General features: G+C 67.0%; 14 protein-coding genes. 2 read left to right on the forward strand and 12 right to left on the reverse strand.

From position 1 onward, the window contains the following. Window positions 1–64: 64 nt before the first annotated feature. The 8 genes from FBZ87_RS22135 to FBZ87_RS22170 all read right to left on the reverse strand — a co-directional run bounded on the left by FBZ87_RS22135 (window position 65) and on the right by FBZ87_RS22170 (window position 11,012). Window positions 65–856, reverse strand: a complete 792-nt coding sequence (locus FBZ87_RS22135; protein WP_145612771.1) for an alpha/beta fold hydrolase — start codon at window positions 854–856, stop codon at window positions 65–67. A gap of 29 nt (window positions 857–885) precedes the next feature. Further along, window positions 886–2,154: an epoxide hydrolase family protein gene (locus tag FBZ87_RS22140; protein ID WP_145612772.1), complete on the reverse strand. Its 1,269-nt coding sequence runs from the start codon at window positions 2,152–2,154 to the stop codon at window positions 886–888. A 144-nt stretch (window positions 2,155–2,298) separates the two neighbouring features. Then, complete coding sequence (locus FBZ87_RS30130; protein ID WP_145612773.1) at window positions 2,299–3,024, reverse strand: GntR family transcriptional regulator; 726 nt, start codon at window positions 3,022–3,024, stop codon at window positions 2,299–2,301. Between the two features lie 36 nt (window positions 3,025–3,060). Continuing rightward, window positions 3,061–3,945, reverse strand: a complete 885-nt coding sequence (locus FBZ87_RS22150; RefSeq protein WP_145612774.1) for an N-acetylmuramic acid 6-phosphate etherase — start codon at window positions 3,943–3,945, stop codon at window positions 3,061–3,063. Continuing rightward, window positions 3,946–5,532: a sodium:solute symporter family transporter gene (locus FBZ87_RS22155; RefSeq protein WP_145612775.1), complete on the reverse strand. Its 1,587-nt coding sequence runs from the start codon at window positions 5,530–5,532 to the stop codon at window positions 3,946–3,948. Between the two features lie 96 nt (window positions 5,533–5,628). Then, entirely contained in the window at window positions 5,629–8,361 is a 2,733-nt protein-coding gene (locus FBZ87_RS22160) for a TonB-dependent receptor plug domain-containing protein (protein ID WP_145612776.1), read from the reverse strand. A 226-nt stretch (window positions 8,362–8,587) separates the two neighbouring features. Continuing rightward, window positions 8,588–9,826 carry a cysteine desulfurase gene (locus FBZ87_RS22165; protein WP_145612777.1) on the reverse strand — a complete coding sequence of 413 codons (1,239 nt, stop codon included), beginning with the start codon at window positions 9,824–9,826 and terminating at the stop codon, window positions 8,588–8,590. A gap of 31 nt (window positions 9,827–9,857) precedes the next feature. Beyond that, complete coding sequence (locus tag FBZ87_RS22170) at window positions 9,858–11,012, reverse strand: CaiB/BaiF CoA transferase family protein (protein ID WP_186454906.1); 1,155 nt, start codon at window positions 11,010–11,012, stop codon at window positions 9,858–9,860. Window positions 11,013–11,142: 130 nt separating this feature from the next. Here FBZ87_RS22170 and moaD point away from each other — a divergent pair, with 130 nt between their 5' ends. Further along, the gene (gene moaD / locus FBZ87_RS22175; protein ID WP_088874980.1) at window positions 11,143–11,394 is read left to right on the forward strand and encodes a molybdopterin converting factor subunit 1; all 252 of its coding nucleotides are present in this window, start codon (window positions 11,143–11,145) and stop codon (window positions 11,392–11,394) included. On the opposite strand, the gene FBZ87_RS22180 is transcribed toward moaD, so the two are convergent. The 4 genes from FBZ87_RS22180 to FBZ87_RS22195 form a co-directional block, all read right to left on the reverse strand. Continuing rightward, window positions 11,322–12,164, reverse strand: coding sequence for a HesA/MoeB/ThiF family protein (locus FBZ87_RS22180; protein WP_145612779.1), 843 nt, complete (start codon window positions 12,162–12,164; stop codon window positions 11,322–11,324). The two genes, moaD and FBZ87_RS22180, sit on opposite strands and share 73 nt — an antisense overlap. A 34-nt stretch (window positions 12,165–12,198) precedes the next feature. Then, window positions 12,199–12,642 carry a SufE family protein gene (locus tag FBZ87_RS22185; RefSeq protein ID WP_186454907.1) on the reverse strand — a complete coding sequence of 148 codons (444 nt, stop codon included), beginning with the start codon at window positions 12,640–12,642 and terminating at the stop codon, window positions 12,199–12,201. 17 nt (window positions 12,643–12,659) lie between these two features. Next, window positions 12,660–13,775 carry an anhydro-N-acetylmuramic acid kinase gene (locus FBZ87_RS22190; protein WP_211107116.1) on the reverse strand — a complete coding sequence of 372 codons (1,116 nt, stop codon included), beginning with the start codon at window positions 13,773–13,775 and terminating at the stop codon, window positions 12,660–12,662. 72 nt (window positions 13,776–13,847) lie between these two features. Further along, window positions 13,848–14,846, reverse strand: coding sequence for a radical SAM protein (locus tag FBZ87_RS22195; RefSeq protein ID WP_145612782.1), 999 nt, complete (start codon window positions 14,844–14,846; stop codon window positions 13,848–13,850). A gap of 225 nt (window positions 14,847–15,071) precedes the next feature. Between FBZ87_RS22195 and FBZ87_RS22200 the strand changes: the two genes are divergently transcribed. Then, window positions 15,072–15,920, forward strand: coding sequence for a protein phosphatase 2C domain-containing protein (locus FBZ87_RS22200; protein ID WP_186454909.1), 849 nt, complete (start codon window positions 15,072–15,074; stop codon window positions 15,918–15,920). Window positions 15,921–15,922 lie beyond the last annotated feature (2 nt).

Here is a 15,922-nt window from a genome sequence, read left to right on the forward strand (position 1 = left end):
GCGCCGATGACGGTGTCGATGCCGTGGTGCCGATGCGGTACACGGGCCTTCCCCTTTTCTGCGATCAGGGCGCCGGGCTGGCGGCGGCCTTTTCGATCAGGGCGGCGACGGTGCCGGGATGCGACACCATCACGACGTGGGATCCGCCCTTGACCACCACCGTGCCGTGGGAATGCGCCCGCTCGGCCATGAAGGCCAGGGCCTGGGGCGGAATGTTCCTGTCCTGGTCGCCGTAGACGAACCAGGAAGGAACACGGTGCCAGGCGCCCTCGCCCGACGCCTCGCCCAAGGCGGCCTGGGCGATGGGGCGTTGCGTCGCCGCCATCAGCTTGGCCTCGGCCGCCGGCACATCGGCGGCGAACTGGTCGGGGAAGCGTTCCTGTTGGATGTAGAGGTCCTTGCCCCCATCCGACAGGGTCACGGCCGGGGCCAGCGTGGGGGCCAGAGTGCTGCCGGGGAACTTACCGCTGAGGCCCGCCGCCGTCTCCCCCGCCTCGGGCGCGAAGGCGGCGACGAACACCAGAGACTGCACGTTGGCCTTGCCATTGGCCGCTTCGCTGATGACGGAACCGCCATAGGAATGGCCGACCAGCACCACCGGCCCCGGGATGCTGGCCACGACGTCGGCCACGGCGGCGGCATCGCTTTTAACACCGCGCAGCGGGTTGGCGGCGGCCACCACCGGATAGCCGTCCTTTTCCAGGGTGCGGATGACACCGTTCCAGCTGGACGCGTCGGCGAAGGCGCCGTGCACCAGGACGATGGTGGGCTTCGGGGGCTTGGCGATCGTCTCGGCGGCGGCAACGCCGGCCGTCAGCAGCGCCACCGTGACGGCGGCGGCGAAGAGTTTCTTCATGATCATTTCCTTGGGAGGGAGAGGACCGCTCAGCGCAGTGAGCGGAAGGCGGCGCGCACCTCGGCCGTGAACAGCTCGGGCTGTTCCCACGAGGCGAAATGGCCGCCGTTGCTGGCCTCGCTGAAGTAGACCAGGTTGTGGTAGCAGCGTTCTGCCCAGGTCTTGGGCGCGCGGTAAATCTCACCGGGGAAGACGGTGACGGCGACCGGCAGCGTCTTGATGTCGAAGGCGTTGAAGTTGTTGGAGTGGTCTTCCCAATAGATGCGCGCGGCCGAAGCCCCGGTGCGGGTCAGCCAGTAGAGGGAGATGTCGTCCAGCATCTCCTCCCGCGTCAGCACGCGTTCCGGCTGGCCGCCGCTGTAGGTCCAGGTCGCGAACTTGTCGTACATCCAAGCGGCCAGGCCGGCCGGACTGTCCAGCAGGGAATAGCCGATGGTCTGCGGCCGCGTGACCATCATGTCGGCGTAGCCGGAGCTGTCGCGGTAGAAGGTCTCCAGCGCGTCGAACGCCGCCCGCTCCTGGGGCGTGAGCGTGGCTGGGGCCGGTCCGCCAGCCTTCAGGATGGCCGCGATCTCCGCCGGCACCGTGGCGGGCATGTTGAGATGGATGGCCATCAGGCCGGGCACGTCTTGCCGCGCCATGCGCTGCGAAATGACGGAGCCGCAGTCGCCGCCCTGGGAAACGTAACGCTCATAGCCCAGGCGGCGCATCAGCGTGCCCCAGGCACGGCCGACACGGTCGGACCCCCAGCCTTTGCCCGAGGGCTTGCCCGAAAAGCCGAAACCGGGAATGGAGGGGATGACCAGGTGGAAGGCGTCGTCGGCGCTGCCGCCGTGAGCCATGGGGTTGGTCAGCGGGTCGATGACCTTCAGGAATTCCAGGATGGACCCCGGCCAGCCATGGGTCATGATCATGGGCAGGGCCTTGGGATGCCGGGACTTCACATGAATGAAGTGGATGTCCAGCCCGTCGATCTCGGTGATGAACATGGGCAGGGCGTTCAGCTTGGCCTCAAGTTTGCGCCAGTCGTAATCCGTGCCCCAGGTGCGCAGCAGCGACTGCATGGTGGCCAGCCGGACCCCCTGGCTGTCGTCGGGCACGGTCTCGGCCTCGGGCCAGATGGTGGCGTTGACCCGCCGCTTCATCTCGGCCAGCGCCTCATCCGGGATCTGGACCTTGAACGGGCGGATGGCCGCGTCGCCCGTGGCGGCCCTCACCGCGCCGGGCAGGGCGCCAAAGGCGCCGGCCGCCGCCGTGGCGGCCAGGAAATGACGGCGTGTCGCCGGGGGGAAATTCATCGATCGCTTCCCTTTTCCGCAGAGGATAGTCCCACGGCGAAATCAGTAAGCGAGAGACGGGCGCCCCGCCTGTTATGGCTTGTGATGCGGTATTGGCGGCTGTCAGCCGCGCCCCCGGTTAGCCCACAGATCGGCGAACAGGCGTCATTCGCAGCGCAGGTCGCTCACGAATTCATAGCGGTCGCCACGATAGGCCGAGCGCGTGAATTCCACCGGCGTGCCATCACCCAGGCGGGTCACGCGTTCGATGCGCAGCACCTCGGCGTTCTCCCTGACGGAGAAGATACCGGCCTCCGTCGGCGTGGCGAGCGAGGCGCGGATGCGCTGCTGGCCCTTCACCGGACGATAGCCGTGGGCGCCCAGGGCCTCGTACAGGGAATCGCCCAGTTCCTCCAGCGCTGGCAGAAAGCGCGCCGGCACCACCGCATGCTCTATGGCCAGCGGTTCCCCATCCGACAGGCGGATGCGGCTCAGCCGCGCCACCTTGGTCACCACCGGGATCTCCAGCATGGCTGCCTCATCCTCCGTGGGGCTGGCGTAGGCCTTCATCATCCAGATGACACCGGGCTTGTCGCCGCGCCGGCGGGCATCGTCGCTGAAGCCGCTGAGGAAGGCCGGGGCCTCTATCCGCGGCGCCACGAAGGTGCCCGATCCGTGCTTGCGGAACAGCAGCCCTTCCTCGATCAGCTTGTCGATGGCCTTGCGGATCGTCACCCGCGACATGCCGGTCAGGTCGCTGAGATTGCGTTCCGACGGCAGGGCGTTGCCGGGGTCGATACCGCCCGAGGCGATCTGTTCCCGCAGTTTCCGCGCGAGCTGCAAATAGATCGGGGTGCTGTCGTCGGGCTGGGGGGCCAGTTTATCGCGCATCGGGATCACATATCGCAAAAATGGGGAGATTACACGTCAAAGGGGGCCGTGGGCCAAGGCCGACTTCAGGTCTTTGGGATACAGGGTCAAGAGTGCGTCGGCCTCCGCCGGGGGGCGGCCCGAAGCGACAAGGACGGCCTTGCGGATGTTATAGTCCGAAACCTTCAGCGCGTCCTCCGCCTCTACTTCGGAGACACCCGTCAATTCCTGTACGATACCGCAGGCACGGCGCGCCAGCTTTTCGTTGGAAACACGCATGTCCACCATCAGGCCGCGATAGACCAGCCCTAGTCTTAGCATCATTGTCGTGGATAAAAGGTTAAGGACCACCTTCTGCGCCGTGCCCGCCTTCATGCGGGTGGAGCCGGCGATGGGCTCGCCCCCCGTCTCCGCCAGGATGGGGTGGTCGCTGGCGTTCAACAGGATGCTGCCGGGGTTGTTGGCGATGCCGATGGTGAGGGCGCCGGCGGCCCGCGCCGCCTCGATGCCCGCCACGGTGAACGGCGTGCGGCCGCTGGCGGCGACACCGATGGCGACGTCGTGGGGACCGAGGGCCGCCGCCGCAATCTGGGCGCGGGCGTCGGCCTCATCATCCTCCGCCCCCTCCACGCTTTCCGTCACGGCCAGGGTGCCGCCGGCCAGCACGAACACCAGGCGGTCGGCCGGCCAATTATAGGTGGGGGTCAGTTCCACACCGTCCTGTACCGCGATGCGGCCGGAGGTACCGGCACCCATGTAGACGATGCGCCCCCCGTCACGCAGCCGCTCGGCAGCTGCCTCGCTGGCGGCGGCGATGCGGTCCAGCTGGCCGTAAACGGAGGACACGGCGGCGAGCTGGCCCTCCAGCATCGCCTCCAGCGCGACCTTGGTCGGCCATTCGGCGATCTCGACGAAGCGTCGGCCGTAGGTTTCGGTGGACATTCAAATCTCCTGAAGGCGCGCGCGCCGCGTGGCGCCATCCGTCTGGCGGACGGCGCGCCCGCACGCGCATAGGGCGAAGGCGGCCAGCGTTCCCACGCACAGCTGCCACGGAAAGGCGAGGTTCTGGAGGCCCGCCGGCAGGGACAGGGCCCGGGCCACGGCCGGCTGCAAGGCCAGCACGACGAGGAAGCCGCCGGCCAGCGCCACCATGACCGAGACGCTGGAGCCCCGGTTGGTGAACAGGGCGGTGAAATAGACGCCCAGCAGGCCGGCGTAGGCGAAGTTCATGACCGACAGCACGAAGTCCAGCAGCGGCGCCCGCGTGTAGTGCTGCCAGTAGTAGGAGCCGATGGCCATGACCAGCGTCGCGGCGCTGACCGCCGCCATGCCGAAGCGTCCGGCCATGACGTAATGGTGTTCACCGGCCTGGTGCCGGGCGGCGTGCCAGGGGCGGTAGAAATCCTGGATCAGCACCGACGACATGGCGTTCAACGCCGACATGGTGGTACCCACGGCCGTGGCGATGACGCCGATGGCCATCATGCCGCGGATGCCGGCCGGCGCCTCCGTCAGGATGAAGTGCATGAGGACGGTGATGTCCTCGCCCTGGAAGGCGCGGGCGGGGCCGGCGCCGGCCGCCGCGGGCCCGCGATAGAACAGGTAGAGCAGGCTGCCGATGGCGATGAACAGCCAGACGATGGGGATGGCGGCGGCGATGGACAGGTACAGGCCCTTGGCGCTGGTGCGCGCGTCACGGCAGGCCAGCAGGCGCTGCGTCGTGTCCTGGTCTAGCGCATAGTTGCCGATGAACAGCAGCACGATGCCGGTCAGCGACGCCCACAGGCTGAAGGGGGCGGAGAGGCTGGCCGTCAGGTCGAACAGGCGCAGCTTGTCATGCCCGCCCTGGGCCCCATCCGGGGCTGCCGACAGGGCCTGGATCATGTCTCCCAGCGGCATGTCCAGGCGGTGCAGCAGCAGCAGCGTGATGCCGATGGCGGCGCCGACATAGACGATGAACTGCAGCAGGTCGATCCAGACGATGGCCTTCAGCCCCTTGTGAAAGGCGAAAAGGAAGGACGCCAGGATGAGGAAGGCAGACGCGACGGACACATTGGCCGCCGTGACGGTGCCAAAGATGATCATGGCCACGGCGATGGCCGCCAGATACAGGCGGGCGCCGCCGGCGATGATGCGGCCCACCAGGAACATGCCGCCCGCCGCCTTCATGGCCGCCGCGCCGAAACGGCGGCCCAGCAGTTCATACACCGTGGTGACGTTCTGGGCGTAGAAACGCGGGATGAAGACATGGGCGACGATCACCACCGCCAGGAAGGCGCCGAGGAAGGTGCTGAGATAGGTGAAATCGCCGCGATAGCCGAAGTCGGGGCCGCCCAGGAAGGTGGCGGCGGACTGGGTCGTGGCCAGGACCGAGATGGCGGCCAGCCAGGCCGGAACCTGTCCCGACGCCAGGAAATAATCCCGGGCGTCACCGCTGTCCTGCCGGTTGACGGCGTAGCCTACGCCGGCGATGGCCAGGAAATACAGGCCCACGACCGCCCAGTCCAAGCCGGAGAAAGCGCCACTCATACCACCCCCAAAACCTTTTTCCCCCCGATGCGGGAGACCCTTCGATTCGCGGCCGCCGGCGGGCACCACCAGATGGCGATGCCCGCCAACTTCCCCTTACTGGCGGAACGTCAGCGCGATGGAGAACACGCGGCCCTCGACATTGTAGGTGTCGGGGAAGGTGTTGAACACGCCGCCGGCGACGAAGGGCGGGTCCTTGTCCAGGATGTTCTGGATGCCGCCGGACACCGAGATGTCCTTGGTCAGCTTGTACGAGCCCGTCAGGTCGAAGTAGTTCTGCGCCGCGATGGTGCCGTTCTGCCCCGGGGCGCTGTTGCGCACGGAGCCGATGCGCGTCCAGGCCAGGCGGACCATGGCGTCATCGAACAACCAGCTGACGCTGGCGTTGTGGCGGTAGTCCGGCTGCACCAGCGTGGTGCCGTCGCTGGAGCAGGTGGCACCGTAGGTGCCGGCGCATTCCAGGGTGGCCACGGCGGCGTTGGGCTGGAACAGGTATGTGGAAACGATATTGGCCTGGTAGGCGAACTGCAGGCCAGCACCAGGCAGCCAGTCCGGCTCCACGAAGTAGGTCATGCCGATGTCGAAACCCTTCTGGTCCAGCAGGCCCAGGTTCTGGTTGTTGACGTAGGCGTTCGCCAGGTGGCCGTTGGTCGGGTTGCGCGACACCAGCTTGCACAGCGGGTTGTTGGCCGTCGGGTTGGTGATGTAGCAGCTGGTCAGGGCGTTGACCGGCTGAATGACGCCGATCGCCCCGGTCAGGTTCAGCTGGTAATAGTCCACCGTGATGTTCAGGTGGGGGATGAAGGTGGGGGTGATGACCGCCCCGATGGTCTTGGTCTGGCCGGTTTCCGGCTGGATGTTGGCATTGCCGCCGTAGAAATATTGGCCCTCAAGGTATGACGGCGCGAAGGAGTTGGTGGAGCCCACCGCCGGCGCGCCGAAGCGGGCGCACTGGGCGGCGTTGCCGGTGCCCAGCACGCAAGGATCGCCGGCGTAGCGCGGCGCCAGGCGGGCCACCGTCACCAGGTTGTTGAACGGCAGGGACGAGGTGGCGGCCGCGTATTCGCTGAAGTTCGGCGTGCGGATGACGCGCTGCATGGTACCGCGGAAGCGGATGTTGTCATCCACCGTCCAGGTGAATTCGCCCTTGGGCGTGCCGTCGGCCCCCCACAGCGAGTACTCGGAGTAGCGATAGGCGCCGCCGACGTCGAAGCCCTTGATCAGCGGCAGGTCCTTCAGGACCGGCACCAGCAATTCGCCGTAGATTTCCTTGACGTCGAAGCTGCCGCTGTAGGCGGCCTGCACACCCTGGCGGAAGGTGTTGCCTGTCAGCAGGGCGGAATCCTGCGTGTAGTTGCCGGTCTCGTTGCGGTACTCATAGCCCAGCGAGAAGCCCACCGGGCCCGCCGGCAGGGAGAACAGGTCGGCCGAGGTGCCACTCAGCACGCCCGAACCGATCAGTTGCTCGCGGGTACGATGGAAGGCATCGAAGGTCAGGCCCAGCTGCTTCACGCTGGACTGGTTGGGACCGAAGAAGTCGATGGTGTTGGCCAGCGAGGCGACATTGTTCACGCCGGCGGCGCTGGTGACCAGGCCATCACCGGTGATGGGCGAGTCCTCGGTGGAACGGCCGTACTGCACATAGGCGTCCCATTTGATGTTCTTGGTGATGTCGCCGCGCAGGCCGGTCTGGATCTGCTCCGTCTCGCGATCGGTGTGATAGGTGATCAGGCCCAGCTCGGCCAGCGACCGGGTGATGCGCATCTGCGCCGTGCCGTTGACGAAGGTCAGCTGGTTGGCGATCTGCGGCGTCAGGAAGGGGTTGTTCTGGCTGATGGAAACGACCTGGTCGATGGAGGGCGGATTGGGGCCGGGCGTGCCCGACTCCTCCGTCTTCGCGCGGGTGTACATGGCGCGGCCGTAGAGTTCGACATTGTCGAACAGGTCATAGTGGTAAAGGGCAGTGGCGTTGTAACGGTTCAGCGGCTCGATCAGCGGGTATTCGCTGCTGATGTTCGAGGTGGCGGACGGGCTGGTGGTGAATTGGCCACTGGAATCAAAGCCGAATTTGCGCCCGCTGGCCACGTCGGTGAAGACGCCGCCCACATTGGGGATGGTGCTGGCCGGCGTCAGCGCCCATTTGCGCGACCCGGAATCCACCTCATCCCGCTTGGTGTAGTTCAGGGCCACGACGACATGGCCGCGCCCGTTGTTGATGTTGCCGCCGAAGGTCAGGTCGGCACCGTATTCGGAGCCGCCATGCTGGGCGCTGCGGTCCGTGACCGTGCCCTCGATGCCCTCGAAATCGCGGTCCAGGATGAAGTTGACCACGCCGGCCACGGCGTCGGCGCCGTAGACCGCCGCCGCACCGCCGGTCAGCACATCCACCCGTTTGATCAGCGCCACCGGGATGCTACCGACATCGACGGAATTGCGGAAGCTGAACGGGGTCGCGCGGGTGCCGTCGATCAGCACCAGCGACCGGCTCTGCCCGAAGTTGCGCAGGTCGAAGACCTGGGCGCCGAAGGCGTCGCTGCCCTGGGATGAGGCGCGCACGCCACCCGCCAGCTGCGGCAGCTTGGTGGAGAAATCCTGCACCGTCAGCGCCTGCTGCAGGCGAATATCCTCGGACGAGGTCGAGGCCACCGGGCTGGCCGCCGTCAGGCTGGGCCGGGGAATGCGCGTGCCCGTCACCACGATCTCTTCCAGGCCGGAATCCGCCGGCTCGGCGCCGGCCGAGGCGGCGGTTTGCGCGTAGGCGTTGCCGGCCAGCACCGGCAGGAAAAGCAACGGTGCCGCCAGCGCGGCACGCCAATGTTTGTTCCGCATGCTCCAAGCCCCCCTGTTTTTTGATCGTGGACATACCACTTTGCGGCATATCTCTGGTGAATTAATACCAATCAAAGCCATCTTACGTCAAGCGCTTCGTTGCAGATTCCCTACCATGCGAGCAATAAAGCGAAGGGATTCCGGATAGATCTGCGTCGGCAGAGAGAGATGCCCACCAAGGGGTGGACTCTATTGGTCTACATTGACGCCAGGCACCTAAGACCAGTCAGGCCAGCATGTCCCGCGCGGCCAGCAGGGCGTCGGCCAAGCGGTCGATCTCGGCGGGCGTGTTGTACAGCGCGAAGGAGGCGCGGCAGGTGGCGGTGACACCGAAGCGGGCCAGCAGCGGCTGGGCGCAATGGGTGCCGGCGCGCACGGCGACGCCGAAGCCGTCCAGGATGGTGGCGACGTCCAAAGGATGGGCGCCGCCCAGGGTGAAGGCCACGATGGGCCCCTTCTCCGCCGCCGTGCCGATCAGGCGCAGCGAGGGGATGGCGGCCAGACGCCCTTGCGCGTAGGCCAGCAACCCCGCCTCATGCGCGGCGATGGCGGCAGGCCCCACGCCGCGCAGATAGTCCAGTGCGGCGCCCAAGCCAATGGCCTCGACGATGGGCGGGGTCCCGGCCTCGAACCGGTGGGGCGGGTCGGCATAGGTGACGGTGTCGCGTGTCACCTGGCGCACCATCTCGCCCCCGCCCAGCACGGGCGGCAACCGCCGCAGCCACGCCGCCTTGCCGTAGAGGGCGCCGACGCCGGTGGGGCCGTAGAGCTTGTGACCCGTCAGGACATAGAAATCGACATCCAGGTCGCGCACGTCCACACCCAGGTGGACGGCCCCTTGGGTGCCATCGGCCAGCACGGGGATGCCCCGGCCGTGGGCCAGGCGCACGATGTCGCGCAGCGGCGTCACCGTGCCCAGGACGTTGGACATGTGGGTGATGGCCACCAGCCGCGTCCGGGGCGTCATCGCCCGTTCCACCGCCTCCAGCGCCAGGCCGCCCTCGTCATCCACATCCACCCATTTCAGGACGGCGCCATGACGTTCACGCAGGAAATGCCAGGGGATGATGTTGGCGTGATGCTCCATGACCGAGAGCACGATCTCGTCCCCCGGCTGGATAACCGCCTCGCCAAAGGCGTGAGCCACCAGGTTGATGGCCTCCGTCGCCGATTTGGTGAAGACGATCTCCTCCGCGCTTCCCGCGTTCAGGAAGGCGCGCACGCTGTCCCGCGCCCGCTCGAACCCGTCCGTCGCCCGGTTGGCCAGGGTGTGGGACCCGCGATGGACATTGGCGTATTCGGCGTAGATGGCCTGGGTCATGCGCTCCACCACCACGCGCGGCTTCTGCGCCGAGGCGGCGTTGTCCAGATAGACCAGCGGCCCGCCCTCGACCTCCAGCGACAGGATGGGGAAGTCGGCGCGCAGGCGGTCGACGTCGTATGGGGTCGTCACGGTTCCGTCCATCACCACCTCCCTTCCCTGGCCCGCTGGCCGTTCAGATGGTGCCCCGGTCGCGCAGCCGCTCGACCTCATCATCATCGGCGCCCAGCCATTCCTTCAGGATGTCGCCGCTGTGCTCGCCGATCGCCGGGGCGCCGTGGCGCACACTGGTGGGCGTGTCCCACAGGCGCACGGCCGGCGCCTGGAAGGGGACGGAGCCCAGGACGGGATGGGGCACGTCGATGATCTGCTCGCGCGCCACCACCTGGGGATTGGTAACCACATCGGCGATGGTCGCCACCCGCTCGCACGGCACTTCGGCCTCATGCAGGCGGGCCAGGATGGCTTCGCCGTCCAGGGTCAGCGCCCATTCGTTGATGATGCTCTCCAGCAGGCCGACATTGGCGTTGCGCGCCACGAAAGTGGAAAAGCGCGGGTCCTGCACCAGGCCCGGCATGCCCATGGCCGTGGCGAAGCGGGGGAAGTGGGCGTCGTTGCCGGCCACGACGTAGATCCAGACACCATCACGGGCGCGGAAGCAGTGCGAGGGCGAGAGGTAGCGGTCGCGGTTGCCCAGGCGCGGCGGCTCCGCCCCGTTCAGCAGATATTCCGGGATGGCCGTGGTCATCAGCGCCATGCCGCTGTCCATCAGCGTCGCCTCCACCACCTGGCCCCGCCCCGTCTTCCCCCGCGCCTGCAGGGCAGCCAGGGCGCCGATGGTGGCGTAGAGGGCGGTGGTGTAGTCGCAGACGAAGACACCGGACATGGTGGGCGGGCCGTCATGGGCGCCGGTCATGCTCATGATGCCGCTGATGGCCTGGGCGGCGCCGTCGAAGCAGGGATGCTGGGCCAGCGGTCCCTTCTGCCCGAAGCCCGTGACGCGCACCAGGATCAGGCCGGGGTTGGCCTCGCTGAGCACATCCCAGCCCAGGCCCATGCCCTCCAGCGTGCCCGGTCGGAAATTCTCGATGAGGATGTCGGCCTTGGCCGCCAGGCGGCGGATCAGGGCCTGGCCATCGGGGTCGCGAAAATCGACGGCGAAGCCGCGCTTGTTGCGGTTGGCGGACAGGAAGAACAGGGTGTCGCCGGCCACGGCCTCCCCCACGCGGCGGCCATCCTCGCCCCCGTCGATGCGTTCCACCTTCACCACGTCGGCGCCCAAATCACCCATTAGCTGGCCGCAGAACGGACCGGCGATGTATCGCGTCATGTCAAGAACGCGAATACCGTCAAGTGATCCCAGCATAGTCACCTCGCCTTTTTCTATAGAACGACCAAACACGATGAGTTATTGAAATCATCATGCTGATGAGCAATAGTATCCGAAACAGGAGGCAGCCATGCGCATCGCTTATTTTTCCTGGCTTCGCGCCAAGACCGGCACTGCATCGGAACAAATAGACTTGCCGCAAAACTGTAACACGGTGAACGACCTGATCGATTACCTGTCTGGCCGGCATCCGGCCTTGGCGGAAATCGCCACCGCGCAGGGCAGCCTGCGCTACACCGTCAACCGCCGCTATGTCGAGAAATCGCATCCGCTGACGGCGACGGATGAGGTGGTCCTGTTCCCACCCGTCACCGGCGGCTGACCGGCATTTCCTTCCTGGGCCGCCCCGCAGCAGGGACAGTTCTCCCGGCGGGGCAGCTCCACCTTGGTGACGTCGCAGCTCCAGGCGTCGTACATCGCCAGGGTGCCGGACAGGCTGGGCTCCACGCCCAGAATCTCCTTGATCACCTCGATGGCCTGCAGGGCGCCCATGACGCCCACCGCCGGGCCCAGCACGCCGATTTCCGAACAGCTGGGCGCCAGCGCCGGCACCTCGGGATAGAGGCAGCGGAAGCAGGGGTGCGGGCCCCCCAAATGGGATTTGAAGGTGGTCAGAATGCCGTCTGCCAGCTGCACGGCGGCGCTGACCAGAACGATCCCGGCCCGGCGGCAAGCGGCATGCACCGCGTCGCGGGTGGCGAAGTTGTCGCAGCCGTCGGCCACGACGTCGTACTGGGCCACCAGCGTGTCCGCGTTCTCCGCGTTCACCGGCACCGCGTGTTCCACCAGCCGCACATGCGGGTTGATGCGGGCCAGCGTGAGGGCGGCACTCTGTACCTTGGGCATGTCCAACCGGTCGACGCCGTGCAGGATCTGACGGTGCAGGTTGGACGGCTCGACACAGTCGAAATCGGCGAAACCCAGCGTACCCACCCCCGCCCCGGCCAGGTACATGAGCAGGGGGGAACCCAGGCCGCCGGCGCCGATGACCAGCACGCGCGCAGCCTTCAGCCGGGCCTGGCCAGCGGCACCGATCTCAGGCAACACAACCTGGCGCCGGTAGAAACTGGCCTCATCGGGAACGGTCGACATCACCCAAGCCTCCGGTTCCGGTTTTCTTAATTACTCAGGCCGCGGCGGCGGCCTCACGGATGCGCTTCACGATCAGATGCACGCCGTTGGCCCGGCTGGGCGCCAGGTTGCGCCCAACGGCCAGCCGGTCCAGCACCGCCGGGCTGTGGGCCAAAATCGCGGTGGGCGGCCGCCCGTCGTACAGCCGCAGCACCAGGGTCAGCAGGCCCCGCATGATCAGGGCATCGGAATCCGCCCGGATATGCAGGGCCGCCGGCGTACGCTGGATGACCAGCCATAGCTGCGACTGGCACCCAGTCACCTGGTCCTGCTCCCGCCGGTCCGCTGGCGGGATGCCCTCCAGGGCGCGGCCCAGGTCCATCAGATGCTTCAGGCGGGCGGACCAGTCATCCAGACATGCGAACTCCGCCTCCAGCGCCGCGGCGACGGCGTCGATCTCCGTGGCGCTGGAGGTGGTGGGTTCGGCCAGGTCGGTCATGGGTCCGCCTTCCCTCATCAGCGCGCGTGGCGCGCCACGATGCCCCCGGTCATGGGCGCCTTCACGCCCGTGGTCTTGGGGAAGCTGATGGGCAGGCCGGCCAGCACCCGGGCCGCGAGATAGGCGAAACACTCTGCCTCCACCGCGTCGCCGCGCCAGTCCACCGCCTCGGCCGGCACGGCCTCCACCTTGGCGCGCTCGCCCAGGGCGGACATGATGGCCGGGTTCTTGCGGCCGCCGCCGCAGACGATCAGCTTGGTCGGGCGGGTGGGCAGCAGGTCCAGCGAGCGGCCGACCGTACCCGCCGTGAAGGCGGTCAGGGTGGCGGCGCCATCCTCCAGCGACAGGCCGTCGGCCATGTCGGCGGTGAAGTCGTAGCGGTCGAGCGACTTCGGATATGCCGCCGACAGGTAGGGGTGGTCCAGCAGGCGGGCCAGCCGCGCCTCATCCACCCGGCCGCGCCGGGCGATGGCGCCGTCCACATCCATCTCCCCAGCCCCGTGGCGCATGATCCAGTCATTGATGGGACCATTGGCCGGGCCGGTGTCGAAGGCCTCGAAATGGTCCTTGCCGTCCCACCAGGTGACATTGCCCACGCCACCCAGGTTCAGGGCCGCGACCTCGGGCCCGGCGTGGACACGCTTCAGCAGGGCGGCATGATAGCTGGCGGACAGCGGCGCACCATGGCCGCCCGCGCGCATGTCGGCGGTGCGGAAGTCATAGACGACGTCGATGCCCAGGATGTCGGCCATCAGCTGACCGTCGCCCAGCTGGCGGGTGTCGCCGAAGCGGCCGGGAACCGGCGCGCGATGCAGCACCGTCTGGCCGTGGAAGCCGACGGCCGCCACCTCGTCCGGCCGCATGCCGTTCTCAGCCAGGAACTGGGCCACCGCCTCGGCCTGAGCGCGGGAAAGGGCCCGTTCCGCCTCGGCGAAAATCGGGGGCTCCGCGCCCTCAAACCGCCAGGTGAGCGCCTGGGCCACCGCCTCCCCCAGAAGGCCGCGCAGGTCCGTCGGGTAGGGGGCCAATTTCCAAGGACCAAAGTCGAACACATGGACGCCATCCGTGCGGATGCACGCGATATCGATCATCCCGTCCAGCACTGTGCCCGTCATCAGGCCGATGGCCCACATCGGTTGCATTCATCAATCTCCCTGAGTTCCCAAAGGTTCTTCACTGTATCACGCCCGCGCACCATCCCGGCGTCAGGCGTATTGGCGGGCGGGCTCGCGCCCATCCGCACGCCGCAACGCGGCGGTATGCTTGGCGTGGATCTCGCCCTCCGGCTTGCGGCAGCCGGCGCAGAGCAGAATGGATTGTCGCCCGTCCTCCGCCATGCGGCGGCGAAAATCGACGGCGCGGCCCACCACGGTTTCCGCCGTCTCCGTCATCAGGTTGCCGACGACGCCCTGGGCGCCGTGGCTGATCACGCAGATCGACGTCTCGCCATCCGGGGCCATGCACAGGGTGTGGCCGGCCCAGAAGCAGGCGCCGGTGGGCACGGGCAGGGACGGGTTGATGTCCTGCGACATGCGCCGGTGCAGCGCCTCGTCACTTTCCAGGTCGTCCAGCTCCCGGAGCTTGTGGTGGGCGCCGCCCGGCAACAGGGGCGTGACCTTCACGTGGTTGTCCACCCGCGCCACCAGCTCCAGGAACTCCGGATCATACTCCTCCAGCGGTTCGTTGAGGTCGATCTGGTAGACGCCGACCCGGACATGGCCGTGGTCCCGGCCGCGCGCGTCCAGCAGCGTGCGCAGTCCCTTTATCGTTTTCTGGAACGAGCCCTCACCCCGGTTCAGGTCATGGCTGGCCTGGTTGCCGCCATCGATGGACACGTAAATGGTGTGGGAGTAAGGCACCGCCAGAATTTCCCTAACCCGTTTGGGCGTCAGCAGGGTGCCATTGGTATGCCATTGGAGTGGGGAGTGTGGCAAAAGCCGCCGCGTCATCGCCAACAATTCAGCGAAACGGGGATTCATTAGGGGCTCTCCACGCCAATTCAGGTGTATTCCCTTGACCTCCATCGTCGGTGACGTGGCGAGTTTTATCAACACTTGTTCAAGATCATCTGGCTCCAGATCCAATTTCCCATGGCTTTGCTTCGTATAGCAAAGGCGGCATGACAAATTGCACCGGCTGGTCGGATCCAGCCACAGCCAAATTGGATGTATTTGATCAGACTGGTCATGCAGTGGTTTAAACAACGTACACCTCCGACCGTTTTATTGTCATACAGGGGCGGCCCGTTAGCCCCAGGCGGGAAGGATGTCGTGACCAGATGTGTACCAGATTAATACCATGATGACATCATTAAATTCACACGGTACGGGTGGAAAAAATTTCAGCGGACGAAGAAACTGCCCCGGATCGCGGAAAGCAGCGGCGGGCCGGCCCAGGCCTTCGCGACCGACAGAGAGGGAGATGCACAGTTGTTCCAGGTTCGCGCGCTGATTTCGGATGCCGGCAGCACGTCGGCCAATGAGGATGTGGCCGGCCATTGCGGCGGCTGGGCATGGGTCATCGACGGGGCCACAGGCGTCAGCGGCGCCACCATCGAGGGCCTCAGCGACGCCGCCTGGTTTGCCCGCCAAGTGGACGGTGCCCTGCGCCGGCGCATTCCGGATGGCGATGGACTTCCCACCGACACCGTGTTGCGCCAAGTGGTGGAGGATTGCGCCCAAGGCTATGCCCAGGCCACGGCAAGAACGCCCCGGGCGCGGCACGAGCGGCCGTCGGCCGCCTTCGCCCTGCTGCGGCGCCTGGGGGAACGGCTGGAGATGACCACCCTGGGCGACTGCCAGATCATCCACCGCGACGCGGGCGGCCAAGCCCGCCTGTTCGGCACCTCCGCCATCCCGGTTTTCGAGGAACGCACCCTGGCCGCCGCCCGCCTGGCCTTGGCGGAAGCGCCGGACCTGTCACCCACCGGCCTGTGGGAGCGGGTGGTCGGGCAGTTGCGGACCAACCGTCAGTTCATGAATGTCGATGGCGGCTATTGGGTGCTGAGCACCGACACGGCGGCGCTGGCCCATGTCGACCGCGCGACCATTCCGGTGGGCAATGGCCCGGTGGCACTCGCCAGTGACGGCTTCCTGCGCCTCATCGACATGTTTGGCCAGGCGACGGCGGAGGATTTCCTGGGCTGGGACGATCAGGCCAAGGCGGACGCCGCTCTGCGGGACCTGCGCCGCATCGAGGCCATGGATGATCCCCACCATGGCCATTTGCGGCTGAAGCGCGCGGACGACGCCAGCTTCATCCTGGTCCACCCGGAATAGCG

It is taken from the genome of Nitrospirillum amazonense (assembly GCF_007828035.1).
Lineage (GTDB): Bacteria > Pseudomonadota > Alphaproteobacteria > Azospirillales > Azospirillaceae > Nitrospirillum > Nitrospirillum amazonense.